Source organism: Actinocatenispora comari (assembly GCF_017312725.1).
GTDB lineage: Bacteria > Actinomycetota > Actinomycetes > Mycobacteriales > Micromonosporaceae > Actinocatenispora > Actinocatenispora comari.
Map to the genome: position 1 here is coordinate 1 of NZ_BOPO01000056.1, position 19,798 is coordinate 19,798.

Here is a 19,798-nt window from a genome sequence, read left to right on the forward strand (position 1 = left end):
CGGCCAGATCTCCGTGTACGGCTGGACCTGTTGCGGTTTCCCGCTGCTGGCGTTCCTGACCGGGGTGCTGCTGGTCGGCCTCCTGTGCCGGCCGCGGGTCGGCGGCGCGGTGCAGCGCACCCCGCGGCTCGGCGCGCTGATCTGCCTCGCCTCGCTCCCGGTGTACGTGCTGATCGCGACGCTGGCCGGCACGCTGTTCTGACCCGCCACCCGCTCCGGGAGCACGGCGCGCGGTGCGACCGGAGTGGGTCCCGGTCACCGACCGCCGTGCCATGGCCGACGGCCTTCGGCGTACCCGGCGGGGCCGCCGGCCCGGTGCGATCGAGCGGGCGGCGCTGGTCGGGTACCGGCATGATGAACGGATGCCGTCTTTGACCCAGGCCGAGGCCGTTCGCCGGGCAGCGTTGCTCGCCGTCGAGTCGTACGCCGTCGAGTTGGACCTGACCCGTGGCGACGAGGTGTTCGGCTCGGTGAGCCGGATCCGGTTCCGGTGCACCGCACCGGGCGAGTCCACCTTCGTCGAGCTGACCGGCCGGCCGGTCGCGGCCACCCTGAACGGTGCGCCGATCGACCTGGCGTACGCGGACAACCGGCTCGCGCTGCCCCCGCTGGCGGCCGACAACGAGCTGGTGGTCACCGCGGAAGGGGCGTACACCAACTCCGGCGAGGGGCTGCACCGGGCGGTCGATCCGGCCGACGGCCAGGCGTACCTGTGCGGGTCCTCGTCGCCGGACAACGCCCAGCGCATCTTCGCCTGCTTCGACCAGCCGGACCTGAAGGCGACGGTGACGCTGACCGTCACCGCGCCCGCCGACTGGACGGTGCTCGGCAACGGCTCCGGTACCCGCGGGGTCCCCGAAACCGGCGCGGGGGCGGCGGCCCGGTGGGAGTTCGAGCCGGTCGGGCCGATGTCGGTGTACCTGTTCACCGTGTGCGCCGGCACCTTCCACTCGGTGTACCGGGAGCACGACGGCATCACCTACGGCTGGCACTGCCGGGCGAGCCTCGCCGACCACCTCGACGAGCAGGCCGACGAGCTGTTCGAGCTGACCGAGCGGACGATGGACTGGTACCAGCGCACGTTCGCGATGCGCTACCCGTTCGGCGGCAAGTACGACCAGGTGTTCGTGCCGGAGTTCCTGTACGGGGCGATGGAGAACATCGGCTGCGTCACGGTCCGGGACGAGTGGCTCTACCGGTCGGCGGTGCCCGACTCGGAACGGCAGCTGCGGGCGATGGTGATCGCGCACGAGATGGCGCACATGTGGTTCGGTGACCTGGTCACCCTGCGCTGGTGGGACGACCTGTGGCTGAACGAGTCGTTCGCCGAGTTCCTCGGCTTCCGGGTGGTCGGTGAGGTGAGCCGCTACACCGACGCCTGGGGCTTCTTCAGCGTGTTCCGCAAGATCCCCGGCTACCGGGCGGACCAGGGGCCGGCGACGCACCCGGTGGCGCCCACCGACGTACCGGACGTGGCGCACGGGCTGCTCAACATCGACTCGATCTCCTACCCGAAGGGTGCCTCGGCGCTGCGCCAGCTGGCGGCGCTGCTGGGCGAGGACACCTTCTTCGCCGGCCTGCGCGCCTACTTCTCCCGGTACGCGTACCGCAATGCGACGCTGGCCGACCTGATCGGCACGATGTCGGAGGTCAGCGGCGTCGACCTGACCACCTGGGCGGACCGCTGGTTGCGTACCACCGGGGTCGACGTGCTGACCGCGCGCACCGCACTCGACCAGGACGGGCGGTACTCGTCGGTCGAGGTGGCGCGGTCCGCGCCGGCCGGCGGCCCGGTGCGCCCGCACCGCATCCGGATCGGCTGGTACTCCGCGACCGGTGCGCACGACAGCGTCCCGGTCACGCTGCCGGTCTCCGACGACCCGGACCCGGGCGCGGTGCCGGTACCCGAGCTGGTCGGCCGGCCGGCCGCCGACCTGCTGCTGCTCAACGACGCCGACCTGACCTTCGCCCGGGTCGACCTGACGCCGACCGAGCTGGACCGGCTCGGCGAGCTGCTGCCGGCGATGCCGGACGCGGCGTCGCGGGCGGTGGTGTGGACCAACGCCTGGGAGCTGGTCCGGGCCGGTCGGTGGCCGGCGGAGCGGTTCGTCGCGCTGGCCGCGGCGGCGCTGCCGGCGGAGCCGTCGCCGGGCGTACCGCCGTCGGTGCTGCGGCTGTGCGAGCAGGCCGCCGACACCTACCTGCCACCCGAGCGCCGGGACGCCACCCTGCACCGGCTCGCCGGGCTCGCCCGCGCGTTGCTGTCCGGGCCACACCGGCTGCTCGCCGCCTCCGTACTGGCCCGGTGCGCGGTCACCGACGACGAGCTGGCGCTGCTCACCGCGTGGCTGCGCGGCGAGCAGGTGCCCGACGGCGTCCCGGTCGACGCGGAGCTGCGGTGGGCGATCCTGACCCGGCTGGTCACGGTGGGGTTGGCCGGGACGGTCGAGATCGACGCCGAGCTGGCCGCCGACCGCACCGCCGCGGGCGAGGTGGCCGCGACCCGGTGCCGGGCCGCGGTGCCGGACCCCGCGGCCAAGCAGGCGGCGTGGCAGTTGCTGATGGCCGACCGGTCGATCTCCAACCGGCACCTGGCGGCGGTCGGGGAGGGGTTCTGGCGGCCGGAACACGCCGCGCTGACCGACGGGTACGTGCCGCGCTACTTCGCCGAGCTGCCGGGCACGGCGGCCTGGCGCAGCCCCGGCCTGCTGCTCGTCGCGGTCGGCTTCGGCTACCCGTCGACGGCGGTGTCGGAGCGCACCGCGCGGCTCGGCGCCGATCTGCTGGCCCGCGACGACCTGGCGCCGATGCTGCGCCGCAAGGTGGTCGAGGCCGACCACGAGATCCGGGTCGCGCTGGCCGCGCGCGCCGCGGCCGTCGCGCCGACGAGCAGCCGGTAGCCGTACTCCGGCGGCCGGTCTCCGGCGCACGGAAGCCGGTCTCGGGCGGACGGTGGCCGTCTCCGGGACGATGGCCGTTTCCCGCACGGTGGCTGGTCTCCAGGACGATGGCTGGTCTCCGGGACGATGGCTGGTGTCCGGGGACGAGGACCGTCGGGCCGGCGGCGCCGGCCCGACGGGAAGCCGGGCGGCAAGCGCTCTCCACCCGGCCATACCATGATCGGCTCCGGCTGGGCATGATGGCGGGATGCCGAGCCTGACCCATGCCGAGGCGCGAGCGCGCGCCGACCAGCTGACCGTCCGCTCCTACCGGGTCGAGTTGGACCTGACCCGGGGGGCGGAGCGGTTCGGGTCGGTCTCGACGATCCGGTTCGGCTGCGCGCAACCGGGGACGGACACGTTCGCGGAGCTGCGCGGCACGCTGCGCAGCGCCACCCTGAACGGCCGCGAGCTCGACCCGACGTTGCAGGACAACCGGCTGCCGCTGACCGACCTGGGCGCGGAGAACGAGCTGGTGGTCGTCGCCGACGGCGACTACTCGCACACCGGTGAGGGGCTGCACCGGTTCGTCGATCCGGCCGACGACAACGTCTACGTGTACGCGATGAGCTTCCTGGACTGCGCGCAGAACATCTTCTGCTGCTTCGACCAGCCGGACCTGAAGGCGCCGGTGACGCTCGCGGTGACGGTACCGGAGGAGTGGACGGTGCTGGCCAACGAGCGCGGCGCGCAGGTCGCGGCCGGGCGGTGGGAGTTCACCGAGACGCGGCCGATGGCCACCTACATGACCACGGTGTGTGCCGGGCCGTACGTGTCGCAGCACCGGGAGCACGACGGGATCCGGCTCGGCTGGCACGCCCGCGCCTCGCTGGCCGAACCGCTGGCCGCGGCCGCGGACGAGCTGCTGACGCTGACCGCACGCTGCTTCGACGCCTACCACGCGCTGTTCGGCGTGCGGTACGGCTTCGGCGACACGTACGACCAGGTGTTCGTGCCGGAGTTCAACGCCGGCGCGATGGAGAACCCGGGCTGCGTCACCCATCGCGACGAACTGCTGTACCGCTCCGCGGTGACCGACGCCGAGCTCGAGACGCGGGCGGCCATCGTGGCGCACGAGATGGCGCACATGTGGTTCGGCGACCTCGTCACCATGCGCTGGTGGGACGACCTGTGGCTGAACGAGTCGTTCGCCACCTACCTGTCCTACCGGGTGCTGCCGGAGGCCAGCGCCTACGCGGACGCGTGGGCGAGCTTCGCCGGGCACAACAAGCTCGCCGGCTACGCCGCCGACCAGTCCAGCTGGACGCATCCGGTCGCGCCGGACGAGGTGCCCGACGCGGACAGCGCGCTGGTCAACTTCGACATGATCTCGTACCCGAAGGGCGCCTCGGTGCTGCGCCAGCTCGCCGCCTGGCTGGGCGACGAGGCGTTCCTCGGCGGGCTGCGCGATCACTTCGCCCGCCACGCGTACGGCAACGCCACGCTGGCCGACCTGGTCGACTCGCTGGCCGCGGCGAGCGGCCGGGACGTCGCCGGCTGGGCCCGCCAGTGGCTGCGCACCGCCGGTACCAACCGGCTCAGACTGTCCACAGTGGATGGACGGGTCGGGGTGCGGCAGGACGGGGTGCACGGCGCGCCGCTGCGGACCCACCGGATCGGCATCGGCAGCTACCGGTTGGACGGCGACACGCTGACCCGCGAGCACCGCGTCGAGGTCGAGATCGCCGGCGCGTACACCGCGGTACCCGGGCTCGCCGACGGCGCCGACCTGGTGCTGGTCAACGACGGCGACCTGACCTTCGCCACGGTACGGCTGGCCGAGCGGGCGATGCGCGACCTGCCGCGGCTGCTGCCGGCGGCCACCGACCCGCTGACCCGGGCGCTGCTGTGGACGGTCGCCTGGGACGCCACCCGCGCCGCCGACCGGCCGCCGGTCGCGTTCGTCGAACTGGTCGCCGCGGCGGTGCCCGGTGAGGCGTCCCCGACGCTGGCCGCCACCATGCTGGCCAACGCGCGGGGACAGGTCACCGACCGGTACCTCGACCCGGCTCGGCGGCCGGCGGCGCTGCACACCCTCGCCGAGACCTGCCGGGCGATGCTCGCCGACGCCGCGCCCGGCAGCGGCCGGCAACTGACCGCGCTGCGTACCCTCGTCTCCTGCCTGACCGAGCCGGCCGAACTGACCCGGCTGCTGGCCGGCGAGGTTTCGGCCGGCGTGCTGCTGGACGCCGAACTGCGCTGGCGGCTGCTGCGCCGGCTGGTGGTGCTCGGCGCGGCCGGCCCCGCCGAGATCGACGCCGAGCTGGCGCGGGACCACACCGGGCAGGGCGCGGTACACGCGACCGGCTGCCGGGCGGCGCTGCCCGACGCCGGTGCCAAGCAGGCGGCCTGGCAGTCGATGACGGTCGACGACACCCTCACCAATCGGCAGCTGGAGGCGCTGGCCCGCGGCTTCTGGCAGCCCGAGCAGGCCGAGCTGACCGCGCCGTACGTGCCGCGCTACTTCGCCGAGATCCTCCCCGCGACCGCCGGCCGCAGCGGCGAGCTCGCGGGCCGGCTCGCCGGCTGGTCGTTCCCCGGCTACGCGGTGTCCGCCGGTACGGTCGCCGCCGCCGAGACGCTGCTGGCGCGCGACGACCTGGCCGCGGGCGTGCGCCGCGCCCTCGCCACCGGCCGCGACGAGGTGCGCATCGCGCTCGCCGCCCGCTCCGCCTGAGCTCGGGGACGGTCGACGCTCGTAGCTGATGGTATGAAGAGGGCCCGCTGCCAGGGAGGATCACCGATGATCTTCGATCGGGCCGAACGGATGTCGACCGACGAGCGCGCCGCGCTGCAACAACGGCGGTTGCGGGCGCTCGTCGACCGGCTGCTCGCGGCCGACGGTCTGCAGGCCGACCGGCTGCGCGCGGCCGGCGTGACCGGCGGCGCCGAGCTGACCCTCGCCGACCTGCCCCGGCTGCCCGTGGTGCGCAAGGCGGACCTGTGGGAGCGCTACCCGTACGGGATGCTCGCGGTGCCGCGGACCGCGCTCGCCGGCCTGCACGGCTCGTCCGGCACCTCCGGGCGGCCCACCATCGTCGGCTACACCGAGTCCGACCTGCGGCTGTGGGGTCAGGTGATGGCGCGCTCGCTGGCCGGCGCCGGCATCACCCCGAACTCGCTGATCCACAACGCGTACGGGTACGGCCTGTTCACCGGCGGCCTCGGTGTCGACCACGGCGCCCGTGCCCTCGGCGCGACGGTGCTGCCGATCTCCGCCGGCATGACCGCCCGCCAGGTGCGGCTGATCACCGACCTGGCCCCGGACGCGCTGACCTGCACCCCGTCGTACGCGGTGTATCTCGGCGAGGCGTTCGCCGCGGCCGGCGTCGGGCCGGACGAGATCAGCCTGACCGTCGGGGTGCACGGCGCCGAGCCGTGGACCGACGCGATGCGCGACAAGATCGAGGCGCTGCTGGGCATCCGCGCGCTGGACATCTACGGCCTGTCCGAGATCATCGGCCCCGGCGTCGCCTGCCAGACGCTCGACTCCGGCAGCTGGCTGCACGTCCAGGACGACCACTTCTACGTCGAGGCGCTCGACCCGGGTGGCGACGCGCCGGTACCGGACGGCGAGCTGGGCGAGCTGACGTTCACCACGTTCACCAAGCAGGCGCTGCCGCTGCTGCGCTACCGCACCGGTGACCTGGCCCGGCTCGATCGCACGCCGAGCCCGGACGGGCGTACCTCGGTGAAGATGAGCCGCATCGTCGGCCGCGCCGACGACATGCTGGTGGTGCGCGGCGTCAACGTGTACCCGAGCGAGATCGAGTCGGTACTGCTGGCCGACCCGGCGGTGGCCCCGCAGTACCTGCTGGTGCTGGACACCCGCACCGCGCAGACCCGGCTGGTGGTGTGCGGCGAGCTCGCCGTCGACGGCGATCCGGCGCCGGTCTCCGAACGGCTGTCGGCGGCCCTGCACGAGCGGCTCGGCCTGCGCTGCGAGGTACGCGTCGGGACGCCCGGCGTGCTGCCGCGCACCGAGGTCGGCAAGGCCGTTCGGCTGCACCGTTGGGAGTCCGGTGAACCGCCGCTGCCCGACCTGGACTGAGTCCGGCCGGCGCCCGACCAGAACGGACCGGGCGCCGGCCGGCAGTGCACTGCTCAGGGTTTGACGGCGATCCGCCCGGAACCGGCGCGGGTCAGCAGCAGCCGCGCGCTGGACTTGTCGAGGAACTCCTCGGTCGCCCGGCGCGAGCCGTCCCACCAGCCGTAGTCGTCGATGATGAGCACGCCGCCGGACGACAGCCGGTGGTACAGGTGCTCGAACTCGTGCTTGGTCGAGGCGTACCAGTCGGTGTCCAGCCGCAGGATGGAGATCTCGTCCGGTGCCTGCTCGGGGATGGTGTCCTCGACCATGCCCTGCACGTAGTGCACCTTCTCCTTCGGGTACGGCACGTCCGCGAAGCCGGCCTGGACGTCGTCGAGTGAGGCGATCGCCTTGACCTTGGACGTCTCACTGGCGCCGGCCAGCAGCTGCTCGGCGCTGCGGCCGTCACGGACCCGTACGTCCTCCTCGGTGGGCGGCGGCATGCCCTCGAACGTGTCGAACAGGAAGAGATCGCGCGAGTAGTCGCCGTAGCCGTCGAGGGTGCGGGCGACGGCCTGCATCGAGCCGCCCCGCCACACCCCGCACTCGACGATGGCGCCGGGCACGTCGTACCGGTGCACGTAGCGCACGGCGGAGATCAGGCCGTACAGCTTTTCCGGGCCGGTCATCGTGCGGTCGGAGACCTTCTTGATGATCGCGACGGCCTCGTCGTCGAAATCGGCCGGCAGTCCGCTGCCCCGCGGCTTCGGCTTGCTCGCCGCCGGCCGCGCCGTGGCGTCGTCCCGCTTGCTGCGCGCGGCCTTGGCGGAGCGTCCGCTGTTCACCAGGCGGTAGCCGGTCGTGCGCTCCAACAGCCCGTTGATCACGCCACTCATCAACTCTCCGATCGTGTCTTGGTTACCTCGTGTCCCGACGACGATGTGCGCCAGCTGTCTGCCGCCTGGGTGGCGGCGCGGTCTCGTACCGGTGCACCCTACGTCGGTACCGATCAGCCTGAAACCCCTCGAACGAGGTGGATCGTGCGATCCGGACAATACCGCCGGAGCGTATCTGACCAGCAACGCCGCGTGCTCGCCGGTGCGGCGCCGCTCGGCCCAGCACGGCCCGCGGACCTGGCCCGACGGCATCACACGGCAACGGTGACCTCCACCTTGTCCCCCGGTGTCGCACCGATCCGGTGCCCGATCGCCGCGGCGACCAAACCGCGACGGCGGTACCCGCCTGCCCGCCAAGATCGGCCCGTACGCCCGGTTGGGCCCGTCCCTGGTGGGAGCCGGCCCGAAGACTGGGAAAGTGCCGGGCGTTCGGGGCCCGACCGCTGGTTACGATGCGCGGATGCAGCAGCACAGTGGTCGCCGGGTCGGGATCATGGGCGGGACCTTCGACCCGATCCACCACGGGCACCTGGTCGCCGCGAGCGAGGTCCAGGACCGGTTCGGCCTCGACGAGGTCGTGTTCGTCCCCACCGGCCGGCCCTGGCAGAAGGAGCACGTGCGGGTCAGCCCGGCCGAGGACCGCTACCTGATGACGGTGGTGGCGACCGCGTCCAACCCGCGCTTCGCCGTCAGCCGGGTCGACATCGACCGGCCGGGCCCCACCTACACCGTCGACACCCTCAACGACCTGCGGGAAAGCTACGGACCGGGGGTCGAGCTGTACTTCATCACCGGCGCCGACGCGCTCGCCGCGATCCTGTCCTGGAAGGACGCCGAGCGGATGTTCGAGCTGGCGCACTTCGTCGGCGTCACCCGGCCCGGCTACGAGCTGTCCGCCGAGCACCTGCCGCGCGACAGCGTGTCGCTGGTCGAGGTACCGGCGATGGCGATCTCGTCCAGCGCCTGCCGCCGCCGCGTCGTCGACCGCAAACCCGTCTGGTACCTGGTACCCGACGGCGTGGTCCAGTACATCGCAAAGCGCAAATTGTACCGAAATGGACCGGTCGATCCGCCCCGCTGATGTGAGAGGCTTGAAGGCGTCACCCGCAGTACGGAAGGGGATCCGTGGCCGCCACCGAACACGCCCGTGAGCTGGCGCTCTCCGCCGCCACCGCCGCCGCCGACAAGAAGGCGGAAAACATCGTCCTGATCGACGTCAGCGAGCAGCTGGTGATCACCGACGTGTTCCTGCTCGCGTCCGCGCCGAGTGACCGGCAGGTCAAGGCGATCGTCGACGCGATCGAGGAGCGGCTGCTCGCCACCGGGGAGAAGCCGATCCGGCGCGAGGGCCAGCGCGACGGCCGCTGGGTGCTGCTGGACTACGCCGACGTCGTCGTGCACGTCCAGCGCAACGAGGAGCGCACCTACTACGAGCTCGACCGGCTCTGGCGCGACTGCCCGGTCATCCCGTTCACCGACCCCGCCGTCGTCGCCGAGGCCGGAGAGCCCGGTCGGTGACCCGACTGCTGATCTGCCGGCACGGTCAGACCGGCTGGAACGCCTCCGGCCGCATCCAGGGGCAGACCGACATCGAGCTGTCCGAGATCGGGCACGCACAGGCCGAGAAAGCCGCCGACCTGCTCGCCGCCCAACACCCCGACGTGCTGGTCGCGAGCGACCTGCAACGCGCCGCGCAGACCGCCGCCGCGATCGCCACCGCCACCGGCCTCACCGTCGCCACCGACCCCCGGCTACGGGAACGCGGGTACGGGCCGTGGGAGGGGCTGACCGACGACGAGCTGGCCCAGCGGTACCCGACCGAGTTCGCCTGCTGGCGGGCCGGTGAACCGGTCCGCATCGCCGGCATCGAGGAACTCGCCGAGGTGTCCGAGCGGATGTCGACGGCGCTGCTCGACGCCGCAGGCCGGGCACCCGGCGGCACCGTCGTCGTGGTCACCCACGGCGGCGCCGCCCGGCGCGGGGTCGGCGCGCTGCTCGGCTGGCCGGACCGCATCGTCTCGACCCTCGGCTCCCTGGCCAACTGCCACTGGAGCGAGCTGCGCCGCGGCCGCGCCGGCTGGCGGCTGATCGCGCACAACATCGGCGGCTGAACCCGACCGGACCGGGCCGGTGAATCCGGGGGATTCGCACGGAACCTCCCGGGCCCCGCACGCGTCCAACCGACATGAGTGTTGACGCGAGGAACCGGTCCGGGGAAACGGCGACGACACGCGTCCGGCCCGGTCACCGACATGTCCGTACGGCAGGGCTCGCGCTGCTGGTCGCGGCGCTCGGCGGGATGCTGCTGACCGGCTGCAAGTCAAGCGGCACGCAGGCGGCCGGATCACCCTCGCCCAGCAGTTCGGGCTCTCCCAGCGGCTCGGTCGCACCGAGCCCGTCCGGGAGCACCTCGGCCGCGCCGTCGCCGACCCCGTCGAGCGGTGCACCGCGGCCCAGCCAGCCGGCGCCGACGAAGAGCTCGCCCGCCACCGGCACGGTCCGTACCTACACCGGGACCGTGACCCAGGGCGTCGAGCCCGGCTGCACGATCCTTCGCGGCTCGGGCGGCACGTACGAGCTGGTCGGCGCCGACGCGACGGCCAGGAAGGTGCTGCAGCCGCAGGCGTCGGTCGAGGTCCGCGGCTACATCGAGCACGGACTGATGAGCCACTGCATGCAGGGCCCGATGCTCAAGGTCGTCTCCGCGAAGGCCCACTGAGCCACCGTCCGCCGCCGGTACCCCACGGTGCCGGCGGCGGACATCCGGCGTGGCCGGCCGTACGATGGTCGACCGGCGGGTGGGAACGGCCGGCCCGACGCCTGCGGACGATCCTTGGCGGCTGTGGCGGCTGTGGCGGCTGTGGCGGCTGTGGCGGCTGTGGCGGCTGTGGCGGCGGTGGTGGCCGGACGCCGGTGCCACCATGGCTGGGCAGCGGTGGTTGGGCAGCGGTGCGGCCGGGCTGGTTGGGGCAACGGTGCCGTGCGGCGGAAAGCGGTGCTTACGGCGGTCAGGCAGTGGCCCGCCTGGCCACGAGAAGGTGGCTGCGCACGGCGATCCGGCCGGTGCTGCGTACCACGGGCGGGTCGGAAACGCCAGCTTGTCCACAGCCCCCTCGGCTGTCCACAGATCTCGCTTCGATGCCGGCAGCGCGCGGTGGCGGCTGCCTAGGGTCGCCGCGTGTTCGCCTCCCGCCGTGCCGAAATACTCGCCGACACCACCCGTCTCCGGCTGCACCGACTCCTGCCGGTCACCCGCCCCGGATCGCCGTCCGGCTCGCCGTCTGGCGCTGGCCCCGAGCCGCCGCCGGCCGTACACCCTGAGCTGCTGTCCGGCGCCGCTATCGGGGCCGGCCGCGACTCGCAACACGCTGAGCTGCCGTCCGGCGCCGCTATCGGGCCCGGGCGCGACTCGCATGTCCCGACGCCCCGGTCACCCCTGACCCTCGACACAGCCGACGGGTCGCCACCGCTCGAACCCGGTAGGGGCACGCCGCTCGTCCCCGACCGTCGGGCGCCGTTCGCTCCCGGCCACGGCTTGCCTCTGCTCGATGGCTTGCCCCTGCTCGATCCCGATCGTCGAACCACGTCGTCAGCCCCAGACAGGGCCGTCGCCGCGCGGACGGCCACCACGACCCGCGCCGATCCGGGCGACGAGCCCGCTCGGGTCGCGGTGCCGGGTCGTTGGACCGTCGTCGGCTCGGTTCCGTACCGCCGGCATCTGCACTTCGATCGCACCCTCCCCGCCGACCCGCGGATTCAACTCGGCCGCCACGCGCCGACCGGCGAGGCCCGCCACGACGACCTCCCGGTCGGGTCCGCCGCCGGGCTGCCCTCGTCGACAGGGACCAGGTCGGACGGAGCCGAGCGAGAGCGAGCCGGTGCCGCGGATGCTGCCGGCTCCGGGCCGCACCAGGCCGCGTCGGCTGGCGTTCGTGAGCCCGCCCGACCCGGTCGGGTCGCGCCCGGCACGGCCGACGTCGACGAACCCGCGGGCTCCGGGCCGGTCGCCGCCCGTTCGGCTGACGCTTCTCCGCCGCTCGAGACCGGCCCGGTCACCGGTGATGCGACCGACGCTCGCGGATCCGTCGAGCCCGCCCCGGTCGGGGCCGGTCCGGTTGACCGTGGTGCGCCCGTTGGCTCCGGATCGACCACCACAGCTGCGGCGGACACCCGCGAACTCGTCGGCGTCGCGCCGATCACGGTCGGGTCGACCGACGCCATCGAGGTGGTCGACCTCGACGGTGCCGGGCCGGGTGAGCCGGCCGATGCCGCCACCGTGTCGGCCGGGCCGGACCGGTGGTACGACCGTTCGGCCCGGCTGCTCGGCGTCCGGCGCGCGTTGCTCGATCCCGGCCGGCGGGGCCTGCGTGCTCTGGTCGTGCTGGCGGTCGTCGTCGTGGTGGCCGCCGGGGTGGTGGCGTGGCGGCTGCGGCCGGTGACCGATCCGGTCGAGCCGCCGCGAGTGCCGGCCGCCGCGCCCAGCGCCCCACCGTCCGCGTCGGCCGGCAGCGAGCTGGTGATCTCCGTGGTGGGCAAGGTGCGGCATCCCGGCGTCGTCCGGGTACCGGCGGGCTCCCGGGTGGCCGATGCGGTGCGGGCGGCCGGCGGTGTGCTCCCGGGTGCCGACCTCGGCCTGCTCAACCAGGCTCGGCGGCTCGTCGACGGCGAACAGATCGCGGTCGGTGTCACCCCGCCGCCCGACGCCGGTGGTGTCGGTGCCCCGGGCGGCTCGGCGAACCCGGCCAGCAAGGTCAACCTCAACACCGCCACCGCCGACCAGCTCGACACGCTGCCCGGAGTCGGCCCGACGCTCGCCGGTCGGATCATTTCGTTCCGCACCGAGCACGGCGGCTTCCGCTCGGTCGGGCAGCTCAAGCAGGTCAGCGGCATCGGAGACGCGCGGTACGCGGATCTCAGGGACCTGGTGACGGTCTGATGGGCGCGCCGCCGGCCGGCGACCCGGGGGCCCCGTCGGGGCCGGTGCCCCACGGTCGCGCCCGCGGCACGGGGCACGAGCACGGCCCCGTCCCGTCCGGTCCGCGGCGGCCGCGTCGCGGGCCGGATCTGCGGCTGGTCGGGTTGGCGGCCGGCTGCTGGTTCGCCGTGTTGGCGGCGATCCGGCTGCCGGCGTCGGCAGCCCTGGCCGGCGCCGCGCTCGCGTTCGCGATGGCCGGCGCGGCCGGCATCCTCGCGCATCTCCGCACCCGCCAGGGTGCTGCCAGCCGGCCGGACGCCGGCCATGCCGACCGTGCCGGTCGACATGACGCTGGCGGTCCGGCTGCCGCTCGGCCCGATCCCGGCCCGCATGGCCCCGGCCCGCATGGCCCCGGCCCGCATGGCCCCGGCCCGCATGGCCCCGGTCTGCATGGTCCTGGCTCGCATGGCCGCGGCCCGCATGGCCCTGGCTCGCATGGTCCTGGCTCGCATGGCCTCGGTCCACGTGCGGCCCCGCACGGTATCGGCGCCCACGGCCCTGGCCGGTCCGGCGCCGGTCCGGGCGGCCGTGCCACGGGCTGGGTCGCGGTGGCGCTGCGGTTGGTGGTGTCGGTGCTGCTCGGTGCCGGCTGCGGGGCAGCGACGACCGCGGCACACACCTACCCCGCGCAGCTCGAGACGCTGGCGAACCCGATCCGGCAGCACCGGCTGGTGCACGCCGAGCTGACCGTCACCGGTGATCCGCATGCCATCGCCGGCAGCGCGTTCGGCTCGACCTGGCTGGTTCCGGCGACGATGACCAGCTTCGAGTCGGTGGCGGGTGGCCCCACGGTCCGGGCGCATGCGGCCGTCATCGGGTTCGGCAACGACCCGACCTGGCGCAGCGTGCTGCCGGGACAGCGGCTCGCTGTCACGGCACGGCTGACGCCACCGCAGCGTGCCGACGGCACCGTCGCGGTCCTGTCGATCACCGAGTCGCCACGGCGCATCGGCCGTCCACCGTGGTACCAGCTGGTTGCCGCCCGGCTCCGGGCCGGTCTGCAGGCCGCCTGCCGCGATCTGCCGGCCGCCCCCGGCGGCCTGCTGCCCGGCCTGGTCGACGGGGACACCAGCCGGCTCGATCCGATCGTGCACGCCGACTTCACGGCGGCGGGCATGACGCACCTGACGGCTGTCAGTGGCTCGAACCTCGCCGTCGTGCTCGGGTTCGTCCTGCTGGCGGCCCGGTGGGCGCGGGCCGGTCCGCGCGTCGCTGCCCTGGTCGGCGCGGCGACCACGGTCGGGTTCGTGGTGCTCGTCCGGCCCGACCCGAGCGTGCTGCGGGCCGCCCTGATGGGTGGCCTGGGGCTGCTCGCGCTGGCGCTGCACCGCCCGCGCGCGGCGGTCCCGGGGTTGGCGGCGTCGGTCCTGCTCCTGCTGGTTGCCGATCCCACGCTGGCGCTACAACTCGGCTTCGTGCTGTCGGCGCTCGCCACGCTCGGTCTGCTGCTGTTCGCGCCGGCCTGGCGGGATGCCCTGCGCCGCCGCCACGTGCCGCGCGGAATCGCCGAGGTGGTCGCGGTGTCCACCGCCGCACACGTCGCCTGCGCGCCGGTGATCGCCGGTTTCTCCGGCACCGTAGGCCTCCTCGCCGTGCCGGCGAACGTCCTGGCCGAACCCGCGGTGGCACCGGCCACGGTGCTGGGGCTGGCCGCCGCGGTGGTCTCGCCGATCTCGCCGACGGCGGCGCATGCCCTCGCCTGGCTCGCCGCGTGGCCGTGCCGTTGGCTGGTGCTGGTCGCGCACACCACGGCAGGTGCCCCGGCCGCCGTGGCGCCGTGGCCGGTCGGGGTGCTCGGCGCCGTCCTGCTGGCCGGGATCCTGGTCGCCGCGATCGCTCTCGCCGGACACCGCACCGCCCGTCGGCTGCTGCTGGTCCTGGTCATCTGCGTGCTCGTGGGTGCCGCACCGGTGCGCTGGGTGGCCGGTGGCTGGCCGCCGGACCGCTGGGTGTTCGTCGCCTGCGACGTCGGCCAGGGCGATGGGCTGGTGCTTCGGGTGGCGCCGGGGCAGGCGGTGGTCATCGACAGCGGGCCGGAACCGACGGCGATCGACGGGTGCCTGCGCCGGCTCGGTGTCAGGTCGGTGCCGCTGCTGGTCCTCACGCACGACGACGCCGACCACGTCAGCGGGGTCGCGGGCGTGTTCGACGGTCGGCGGGTGGGCGCGGTCGGGGTGTCGCGCTTTCGCGGTACCGGCGGCGGACGGGCCCGAGTCGAACGGGTCGCCGGCGCGCACGGCCTGCGGCCGTTCCCGGTCCCGGCCGGTTGGCGCTACCGGGCGGGCATGCTGACGTTGACCGCGCTGGGCCCGCCGGAGCCGATGACGGGCACCGAGTCCGACACCAACAACAACTGCGTGGTGCTGCGGGCCGTGGTCGGGTCGGTGTCGATCCTGCTGACCGGTGACGCGGGCCCGGAACTCCAGCAGGAGCTGCGGGTCGACGGCGCGCCGCTGCATGCGGACGTTCTCAAGGTTCCGCATCACGGGAGCAAGCACCAGGATCCGGGCTTCGTCGGGGCGGTCGCCCCCGAGGTCGCGGTCGTGTCGGTCGGCGTGGACAACGATTACGGACACCCGAACCCGGGACTGTTGTCGAGGATCTCCGCGGCCGGCATCCGGGTGCTGCGCACCGACCGGGACGGCGACGTTGCGGTCGTCGACACCGGGCACGGGCTGGCCGTGGCCCGACGGGGCCCGCCACCGGGACGGCAACCACCCGCCGACCGAGCGTTGCCGCCGGCAGTGACGCGGCGTGCCGGCCGCTCGTCGCGCCGCCGCCGATGCCGCGTGCCGGCCAATCGGTGGGCGGGCCATCGGTAGGCGGGGCATCGGTGGGCGGGGCATCCGTCGCCGGGTGCGCCGGTGAAGTCGCGGGAGGGTGTGACGCGCCGATCACCCCGCTGGGGCCGGCGGTCAGGATCCGGGCCGGTCGGCAGCGTGCCAGGATGGGGCGGTGAACCAGACACCACCGCCGATCCGCTTGGTCCTCGGCGACGAGGAACTGCTCGCCGCGCGCGCCGTGTCCGAGGTGGTCGCCGCGGTTCGAGCGGTCGAGCCCGACGCGCAGCCCGCCGAGCGCGACGCCAGCGGGCTGACCGCGGGCGAGCTCGCGGCGTTGACGAGCCCGTCGCTGTTCGGTGGCCGTCAGGTCGTGGTGATCCGCGGCGCTCAGGACGCCAAGAAGGACCTGGTCGCGGCGCTGCTCGGGTACGCCGCTGCCCCGGCCGACGACGTCTGCCTGGTGCTGACGCACGCCGGTGGCAACAAGGGCAAGGCACTCGCGGACGGGCTGCAGAAGACAGGCGTCGAGGTGGTCCGCGCCGCACGCATCACCAGGCCGCGGGAGCGGGTCAGCTTCGTCCGCGACGAGGTGAAGGGCCTCGGTGGGCGGTGCCCGGAGGACGCCGCGGAGGCGTTGATCTCCGCGGTCGGCAACGATCTGCGCGAGCTCGCCTCGGCCTGCGCCCAACTGGTCGCGGACACGGGCGGGCGGCTGACCGTCGACATCGTCAACCGCTACTACCAGGGGCGGTCGGAGGTGACCGGGTTCACCGTCGCGGATGCGGCGATGGTCGGTGACTCGTCGGCGGCGTTGGAGTCGCTGCGCTGGGCGCTCGCGATCGGGGTCGACCCGGTGCCGATCGCCGATGCCCTGGCCGACGGGGTGCGCACGGTGTCGCGGGTGGCCGGGGTGCGGGGCAACCCGTACCAGTTGGCGTCGAAGCTGGGCATGCCGGCCTGGAAGATCGAGCGCGCTCAGCGGCAGGCCCGCGGTTGGTCACCGGAAGGGCTGGCGCAGGCGATGCATGCCGCGGCCGCGGCGAATGCCGAGGTCAAGGGCGGTGCCGACAACCGGGGCTACGCGCTGGAACGCGCCATTCTCGCGGTGGTCGGGGCCCGCGGCCGCTGACCTGCGGCAGAGCTGCTCGGCCCGGCGGCTACGCCGAGGGCGGGACCGCCAGAACCGGGCACGACCCGGGCACAGCGGGTACGCCCAGAGTCAGAAGCCGGTACGCCCAGGCACAGCGGGTACGCCCCAGGCCAGAAGCCGGTGCGCCCCGGGCTCAGCGGGTACGCCCAGGGCAAGAAGCCGGTACGCCCCCGGGCTCAGCGGGTATGCCCCGGGCCGGGAAGTGGGTACGCCAAAAGCGGGGTCGCCGAACACCGGATGGTGCCGGCCGGCCCCGCTGGGCGTGCCCGGGCGTCGCCGCCGTCAGGCGGAGATCTGCTGGAGCTGCTTGGCGATGGCCGACTTGCGGTTCGCCGCCTGGTTCTTGTGGATGACGCCCTTGCTCACGGCCTTGTCCAGCTTGCGCGATGCGTCACGCAGCGCGGTCTCGGCCTTCGCCGAGTCGCCGGCGCTGGCCGCCTCATGGAACGAGCGAATCGCCGTCTTGAGCGACGACTTGACCGCCTTGTTGCGCTGGCGGCGCTTCTCGTTCTGCCGGTTGCGCTTGATCTGGGACTTGATGTTCGCCACGCGACAGCCTTCAGTCTTGGTCGGTACGGATCGGGGCCTGCCTGCCGGCAGAAAGTGCACGCGCGTCCACGACGCGGCGGCACACACGAAGCATCAGGCTACCAGCCGCGTCGTACACCGCCACAGCGGCCGTGGTCTGACCCGGTCGGTACGGTGTGGGGTGGTGCCGATGCGAACCGGGGCTTGCGCCGAGCGTGCGGTGTTCGTGGGCGAACAGTCCGATAACGACCACGTTGCCCGATCGGCGCGTCGTCGCCGGGTCGCCACCGTACCGCCGGGTCGGCACGTCGCCGCTGCCCGGTGTGCCGTCCGGCGTTCGTGGGAGCATGGACGACGCCGGCACGCCAGCCCCGACGGCGCCGGTACCGCAGACCGGCCACGGCGTGCCCGAGACCCACGACGTGCCTCGAACAGAACGGACTCCGCGTGCCACACCAGCTCGATCCCGGTGTCACGGATCCGCAGCGGATCCGCAACTTCTGCATCATCGCGCACATCGACCACGGCAAGTCCACCCTGGCCGACCGGATGCTGCAACTGACCGGCGTGGTCGACCAGCGTCAGATGCGCGCGCAGTACCTCGACCGGATGGACATCGAGCGCGAGCGCGGCATCACGATCAAGTCCCAGGCCGTCCGGATGCCGTGGACGGTGCGCGAGGGCGGGCTGGCCGGCGAGCCGTACGTGCTGAACATGATCGACACGCCCGGGCACGTCGACTTCACCTACGAGGTGTCGCGCAGCCTGGCCGCCTGCGAGGGCGCGGTGCTGCTGGTCGACGCCGCGCAGGGGATCGAGGCGCAGACGCTCGCCAACCTGTACCTGGCGCTGGAGAACGATCTGCACATCATCCCGGTGCTGAACAAGATCGATCTGCCCGCGGCGCAACCCGACAAGTACGCCGAGGAGCTGGCGCACCTGATCGGCGGCGACCCGGCCGACTGCCTGCGGGTGTCCGGCAAGACCGGCGAGGGCGTGCCGGAGCTGCTGGACGAGATCGTCCGCCAGTTCACTCCGCCGACCGGTGACCCGGCCGCGCCGCCGCGTGCGCTGATCTTCGACTCGGTGTACGACATCTACCGGGGCGTCGTCACCTACGTCCGGATGGTCGACGGCCGGATCGAGGCGCGCGACCGGCTGACGATGATGTCCACCGGTGCCACCCACGAGCTGCTGGAGCTCGGCGTCATCTCGCCGGAGCCGACCAAGTCGCCGGCGCTGGGTGTCGGTGAGGTCGGGTACCTGATCACCGGCGTCAAGGACGTCCGGCAGTCGAAGGTCGGCGACACCGTCACCGCGCTGGGCCGGCCGGCGGCCGAAGCGCTCGGTGGCTACTCCGACCCGAAGCCGATGGTCTACTCGGGGCTCTACCCGATCGACGGCTCGGACTACCCGGCGCTGCGCGACGCGCTGGACAAGCTGAAGCTCAACGACGCCGCCCTCGCGTACGAGCCGGAGACCTCGGCGGCGCTCGGCTTCGGTTTCCGCTGCGGTTTCCTCGGCCTGCTGCACCTGGAGATCATCCGGGAGCGGCTGGAGCGCGAGTTCAACCTCGACCTGATCTCCACCGCGCCCAACGTGGTCTACCGGGTCGAGCTGGAGGACGACACCGAGCACATCGTCACCAACCCGAGCGAGTACCCGACGGGCAAGGTCGCCGCGGTCTGCGAGCCGGTGGTGCGGGCCACGGTGCTCACGCCCAACGACTTCGTCGGTGCGGTGATGGAGATCTGCCAGAACCGGCGGGGCAAGCTGCTCGGCATGGACTACCTGTCCGCCGACCGGGTCGAGCTGCGCTACACGCTGCCGCTGGCGGAGATCATCTTCGACTTCTTCGACCAGCTCAAGTCGCGCACCCGCGGGTACGCGTCGCTGGACTACGAGCCGTCCGGCGAGCAGTCCGCCGACCTGGTCAAGGTCGACATCCTGCTCAACTCCGAGCCGGTCGACGCGTTCAGCGCGATCGTGCACAAGGACAAGGCCTACGCGTACGGCGTGCAGCTGACCACCAAGCTGCGCAAGCTGATCCCGCGGCAGCAGTTCGAGGTGCCGATCCAGGCCGCGATCGGTACCAAGATCATCGCCCGGGAGAACATCCGCGCCATGCGCAAGGACGTGCTGGCCAAGTGCTACGGCGGTGACATCACCCGCAAGCGCAAGCTGCTGGAGAAGCAGAAGGAAGGCAAGAAGCGGATGAAGATGGTGGGCCGCGTCGAGGTCCCCCAGGAGGCGTTCATCGCGGCGTTGTCGACCTCGGATGGTCCGGAGCAGCCGAAGAAGTAGGAAGCGGATGCTGTGTTGGTCGGGGCCGCGTGGAGGTCCTGCAGGAGGCGTTCGTTGCGGCGTTGTCGACCTCGGATGGTCCGGAGCAGCCGAAGAAGTAGGAAGCGGATGCTGTGTTGGTCGGGGCCGCGTGGAGGTCCTGCAGGAGGCGTTCGTTGCGGCGTTGTCGACCTCGGATGGTCCGGAGCAGCCG

14 protein-coding genes and 1 pseudogene are annotated in these 19,798 nt (G+C 73.3%); 12 read left to right on the plus strand and 3 right to left on the minus strand.

The genetic code is table 11. The annotated features are described in order from the left end of the window. The 4 genes and pseudogenes from NUM_RS17520 to NUM_RS17535 form a co-directional block, all read left to right on the plus strand. A pseudogene (locus NUM_RS17520) lies at window positions 1-202 on the plus strand (hypothetical protein); the annotation flags it as partial. A 160-nt stretch (window positions 203-362) separates the two neighbouring features. Continuing rightward, the gene (pepN, locus tag NUM_RS17525) at window positions 363-2,900 is read left to right on the plus strand and encodes an aminopeptidase N (RefSeq protein WP_207125960.1); all 2,538 of its coding nucleotides are present in this window, start codon (window positions 363-365) and stop codon (window positions 2,898-2,900) included. 247 nt (window positions 2,901-3,147) lie between these two features. Continuing rightward, window positions 3,148-5,616 carry an aminopeptidase N gene (gene pepN / locus NUM_RS17530; protein WP_207125961.1) on the plus strand — a complete coding sequence of 823 codons (2,469 nt, stop codon included), beginning with the start codon at window positions 3,148-3,150 and terminating at the stop codon, window positions 5,614-5,616. A gap of 66 nt (window positions 5,617-5,682) precedes the next feature. After that, window positions 5,683-6,990: a phenylacetate--CoA ligase family protein gene (locus tag NUM_RS17535; RefSeq protein WP_207125962.1), complete on the plus strand. Its 1,308-nt coding sequence runs from the start codon at window positions 5,683-5,685 to the stop codon at window positions 6,988-6,990. A gap of 53 nt (window positions 6,991-7,043) precedes the next feature. On the opposite strand, the gene NUM_RS17540 is transcribed toward NUM_RS17535, so the two are convergent. Next, entirely contained in the window at window positions 7,044-7,865 is an 822-nt protein-coding gene (locus NUM_RS17540; RefSeq protein WP_207125963.1) for a TylF/MycF/NovP-related O-methyltransferase, read from the minus strand. 460 nt (window positions 7,866-8,325) lie between these two features. Between NUM_RS17540 and nadD the strand changes: the two genes are divergently transcribed. Genes nadD through NUM_RS17555 form a run of 3 tightly spaced genes read left to right on the plus strand, consistent with a single transcriptional unit; the run spans window position 8,326 to window position 9,976 of the window. Then, a complete protein-coding gene (nadD, locus tag NUM_RS17545; protein ID WP_207125964.1) occupies window positions 8,326-8,946 on the plus strand; it encodes a nicotinate-nucleotide adenylyltransferase in 621 nt (206 codons plus the stop codon). A gap of 44 nt (window positions 8,947-8,990) precedes the next feature. Next, the gene (rsfS, locus tag NUM_RS17550; RefSeq protein ID WP_207125965.1) at window positions 8,991-9,383 is read left to right on the plus strand and encodes a ribosome silencing factor; all 393 of its coding nucleotides are present in this window, start codon (window positions 8,991-8,993) and stop codon (window positions 9,381-9,383) included. Continuing rightward, complete coding sequence (locus tag NUM_RS17555; RefSeq protein ID WP_207125966.1) at window positions 9,380-9,976, plus strand: histidine phosphatase family protein; 597 nt, start codon at window positions 9,380-9,382, stop codon at window positions 9,974-9,976. Before rsfS ends, NUM_RS17555 begins: the two co-directional genes overlap by 4 nt. Before the next feature lie 133 nt (window positions 9,977-10,109). Here NUM_RS17555 and NUM_RS17560 read toward each other — a convergent pair whose 3' ends face one another. Continuing rightward, window positions 10,110-10,355, minus strand: a complete 246-nt coding sequence (locus NUM_RS17560) for a hypothetical protein (RefSeq protein WP_207125967.1) — start codon at window positions 10,353-10,355, stop codon at window positions 10,110-10,112. A 28-nt stretch (window positions 10,356-10,383) separates the two neighbouring features. Here NUM_RS17560 and NUM_RS17565 point away from each other — a divergent pair, with 28 nt between their 5' ends. From NUM_RS17565 to holA, 4 genes are all read left to right on the plus strand, one after another. Then, window positions 10,384-10,584: a hypothetical protein gene (locus NUM_RS17565; protein WP_207125968.1), complete on the plus strand. Its 201-nt coding sequence runs from the start codon at window positions 10,384-10,386 to the stop codon at window positions 10,582-10,584. A 1,506-nt stretch (window positions 10,585-12,090) separates the two neighbouring features. Continuing rightward, entirely contained in the window at window positions 12,091-12,801 is a 711-nt protein-coding gene (locus tag NUM_RS17570) for a helix-hairpin-helix domain-containing protein (RefSeq protein WP_370467011.1), read from the plus strand. 587 nt (window positions 12,802-13,388) lie between these two features. Further along, window positions 13,389-15,662 carry a ComEC/Rec2 family competence protein gene (locus NUM_RS37680; protein ID WP_207125969.1) on the plus strand — a complete coding sequence of 758 codons (2,274 nt, stop codon included), beginning with the start codon at window positions 13,389-13,391 and terminating at the stop codon, window positions 15,660-15,662. A gap of 133 nt (window positions 15,663-15,795) precedes the next feature. Then, window positions 15,796-16,752: a DNA polymerase III subunit delta gene (gene holA / locus NUM_RS17580; RefSeq protein WP_207125970.1), complete on the plus strand. Its 957-nt coding sequence runs from the start codon at window positions 15,796-15,798 to the stop codon at window positions 16,750-16,752. A 303-nt stretch (window positions 16,753-17,055) separates the two neighbouring features. Here holA and rpsT read toward each other — a convergent pair whose 3' ends face one another. Further along, window positions 17,056-17,322: a 30S ribosomal protein S20 gene (rpsT, locus tag NUM_RS17585; protein ID WP_030449741.1), complete on the minus strand. Its 267-nt coding sequence runs from the start codon at window positions 17,320-17,322 to the stop codon at window positions 17,056-17,058. Between the two features lie 426 nt (window positions 17,323-17,748). Between rpsT and lepA the strand changes: the two genes are divergently transcribed. Further along, a complete protein-coding gene (gene lepA, locus NUM_RS17590; RefSeq protein WP_207125971.1) occupies window positions 17,749-19,605 on the plus strand; it encodes a translation elongation factor 4 in 1,857 nt (618 codons plus the stop codon). Window positions 19,606-19,798: the final 193 nt, after the last annotated feature.